The organism is Streptomyces sp. ICN903 (assembly GCF_022015835.1).
GTDB classification, from domain to species: Bacteria; Actinomycetota; Actinomycetes; order Streptomycetales; family Streptomycetaceae; genus Streptomyces; species Streptomyces fenghuangensis.
The window spans coordinates 1-658 of sequence record NZ_JAKMAY010000135.1 but is presented as its reverse complement, the minus strand read 5'-3'; the positions used below and the strand labels follow the sequence as shown (position 1 = coordinate 658).

The 658-nt window shown below is 75.8% G+C and carries 1 pseudogene; it reads right to left on the bottom strand.

From position 1 onward, the window contains the following. Positions 1-152: 152 nt before the first annotated feature. Positions 153-658, bottom strand: a pseudogene (locus L7D48_RS15530) (NYN domain-containing protein); the annotation flags it as partial.

The window sequence follows — 658 nt, the reverse complement described above, 5'->3', positions numbered from 1 at the left end:
CCGCGGCGGCCGCGCCGGGCGGGGTAGGTCTTGACCAGGTCGTGGACGCGTACGGCGGCCTCCGCCGGCGTCTCCACGCTGTCCACCGCGTCGCCCACCGCCTGCCCAGTGCCCGTACTCACGAGCTACGAGGGTACGCGCCCGGCACGGGCTCACTCCGCGGCGGGGGCGCGTTCGCCCGCGGTGCGGGCGTCGATCTCGCGCCAGAAGCCCGCGCGGATCGCGTAGCGGTCCTGCTCGTCGATCTGGTCGTCCTTGTGCGCCAGCAGGCCGAAGCGGGCGGCGTAGCGCAGCAGCTCGCCGTCGATGCGGTGCGGGATGCGGGGGTACTCCCCCGACAGCGTCCTCAGATGGGCGGTGGTCGCCAGCCGCTCGATCCAGCGGCGGGCGAAGACCTGGCCGACCTCGAAGGGGTCGCCGCTGACGGTGGTGATGTCCTCCTCGCGGTCGGCCCACCGCTGCTCGGCGGTGGTGAGCTGGGCCAGCATCGGCAGGGCGGCGGACTCGGGGGACTCGGGGGCGGCGCCCCGGTCGATCCAGCCCTTGTCGGAGGACCAGCGCAGAGTGGCGCCGGCGGGCGCTGGGGAGGCGTTGTGGGGGTGCGCGGCGGGCCTGCCCAGTCCGGCGAGGTCCTTGGGGGTGGGCACGCCCCGGCCGT